3 protein-coding genes are annotated in these 2,574 nt (G+C 71.8%); 2 read left to right on the plus strand and 1 reads right to left on the minus strand.

Going from position 1 to position 2,574, the window contains the following annotated elements:
• A partial coding sequence (locus tag P409_RS31585) for a LysR family transcriptional regulator (protein WP_034847875.1) occupies positions 1 to 215 on the minus strand: 215 nt, incomplete at its 3' end.
• Positions 216 to 307: 92 nt separating this feature from the next.
• On the opposite strand from P409_RS31585, the gene P409_RS31590 reads away from it, so the two are divergent.
• Positions 308 to 1,318, plus strand: coding sequence for a zinc-dependent alcohol dehydrogenase family protein (locus P409_RS31590; protein ID WP_034847878.1), 1,011 nt, complete (start codon positions 308 to 310; stop codon positions 1,316 to 1,318).
• Between the two features lie 112 nt (positions 1,319 to 1,430).
• On the plus strand, positions 1,431 to 2,300 hold the full coding sequence (locus P409_RS31595; protein ID WP_034847881.1) for a hypothetical protein: 870 nt from the start codon (positions 1,431 to 1,433) through the stop codon (positions 2,298 to 2,300).
• Positions 2,301 to 2,574 lie beyond the last annotated feature (274 nt).

Raw genomic sequence — 2,574 nt, forward strand, 5'->3', positions numbered from 1 at the left:
GGGATGGCGCGGCAGCGCTCCAGCGCCGCCAGCCCGGCCGGGGTCAGCCGCGGCGGCTTCACCCGCCGGTCCAGCAGTGTGGTGCCGAGATGCTGCTCCAGCCGCTGGATCTGCCGGGTCACCGCCGGCTGGGTCAGCGGCAGCCGCTCTGCCACCCGCTGGATCGACCCGGTCTCCGCCAGCAGCACGAAGGCGCGCATCTCGTCCAACATCATGCCGAGCCGTCATGAAGTTTCTGAAAACAATGAATTTGAAGATTAGCCGACGGAAGGCGATGTCTCCAGCGCAACTTTTTTGGAGACGTCCGATGAAGGCGTTCGTGATCGAAGAGGGCGAGGGCATCGACCGGCTGCGCCCGGTGGACCTGCCGGTGCCGGAGCCGCGGCGGGGCGAGGTGGTGCTGCGGATGCGCGCCGCGTCGCTGAACTACCGCGACCTGGAGATCGTGCGCGGCACCTATCATGCCGATTTCCCGCTGCCGATGGTGCCGCTGTCCGACGGCGTCGGCGAGGTGGTGGCGGTGGGGGAGGGGGTGACCCGGGTCAAGCCCGGCGACCGGGTGGCCATGACCTTCTGGCAGGGCTGGACGGCCGGCGACTTCGAGGGCATCGAGCGGGCGGTGCCGCTGGGCGGGCCCGGCCCCGGCGTGCTGGCGGAATATGTCCGCCTCGACGCCGGGGGCGTGGTCGCGGTGCCGGAGCACCTGACCGACGCCGAGGCGGCGACATTGCCCTGCGCCGCGCTGACCGCCTGGACCTCGCTGGTCGCCGAAGGCGGGATCAAGGCCGGCGACACGGTACTGGTGCAGGGCACCGGCGGCGTCTCCGTCTTCGCCCTGCAATTCGCCGTCGCCGCCGGCGCCTGCGCGATCGTCACCTCCTCCAGCGACGAGAAGCTGGAGCGGGCGCGGGCGCTCGGCGCCTTCGGCACGGTGAACTACCGGTCCACTCCGGACTGGGATTCGTCGGTGCGCGAGCTGACCGGCGGCCGCGGCGTCGACCACGTCATCGAGGTCAGCGGGCCGGGCACCTTCGCCCGCTCCCTCGCCGCGATCCGCACCGGTGGGCAGATCAACGTGATCGGCTATCTCGGCGGCAAGACGGCCGAAATCAACCCGATGCAGATCCTGTTCCGCCGCGCCCGCATCCGCGGCATCCCGGTCGGCTCCCGCGACAGCTTCGAGGCGATGAACCGCGCCATCGCCGCCACCGGGCTGCGGCCGGTGATCGACCGCAGCTTCCCCTGGACCGAGGCGCGGCAGGCCCTGCGGCATCTGGAAGCGGCACAGCATTTCGGCAAGGTGGTGCTGGCCTTCTGAGCCGCCGGGCGCAGCCGGGCGGGAAAATGTCATAATTCAAGGGGTTGGCAGCCGCGGCTCGATCGCTACTCTTTGGGGAAACCACATCACCCCTGGGAGAGACAGCCCGCCGATGACGCGGACCTGCCACCCCTTTCTGCTGCGTTCCGCCGCCGTTGCCGTACTGCTGTCGGCGACGGCGGCGCATGCCCGGCCCGACGAGGACGGCGGCGTCGCGCCGCGGCCGATGCCGGGCTTCATCCCGCCGGCCACGGTCACCTTCGACATTCCGGCCGATCCTGACCCTGTCCGCTGGCGCCAGCCGCACCGGGCGTGGACCCCGACGCCGGCGAGCGCCTATGCCGCTTCCGATCCCGGCGCGGGGGCGGTCACCGGCCAGCGCGACATCACCGGCGCCGGCTCGGTCGCCGCGGCGTTGCAGTCCCAGACCCCCGGCTTCGTCGCCAGGACCGGCGTCACCTTCGACATCCCGGCCGACCCCTATCCCGGCTTCGCCCAGCGCTGGGACCGGACGGAGATGGCGCGGCGCGCCGCCACCGGCAAGGCGCAGGCCAGTCTCGGCCTGACCGAGCTGCCCTGGTTCGTACCGTTCTGGCAGTCGGCCAGGATCGAGGCCAGCTTCGACCCCCAGGGCGGCGAGGGCACCGGGCAGCTGGCGGCGGTGCTGTCGCGCGCCTGGTCCTTCATCGGCCTGACCGGGTCGTCGGAGGATCGCTACACCGAGACCCGCGGCGGGCTGCTGGGGCCGGAGGCGCCGGTGACCAGCTGGGAGATCGGCCGCACCACCCGGCTGGAGCTGCCCTGGCACACCACCGCGCTGCTGCTGGGCAGCGAGGTGACCAGTGCCGACCGGCGCTTCACCGGCAGCATCGGCGCCGAGCAGACGCTGTTCGGCCGGCTCAAGGCCAGCGCCTCGCTGGTCGACCTCGGCGGCGACCAGCCGGGCGTCACCTTCACCGCCGGATTCTCCTTCAATTGGTAGCCGCAGGGGCCGCGGATCCGGCCCCTCGACCGGCGCAAACCCGCCCGGGCGCTGGCATTCCGGCCGGCCGGACAGGATCATCTTGCGCGCCGCAAACAAAGCTGAGAGAGTGGTCTAGACCACCCACGACAAGCTGCAGCGACGCCGCATGGGAACCGAGACCGCATCACGCCGCTTCAAGGGCATCGACGCCTGGGAGGATGCGGAGATCCTCGACGCGCTGCTGGAATCCCAGCTCGCCGCCGTCGCCGCGGTGCGGCCGGCCCTGCCGGCC

This window comes from Inquilinus limosus MP06, from assembly GCF_000767795.1.
Classification (GTDB): domain Bacteria; phylum Pseudomonadota; class Alphaproteobacteria; order DSM-16000; family Inquilinaceae; genus Inquilinus; species Inquilinus limosus_E.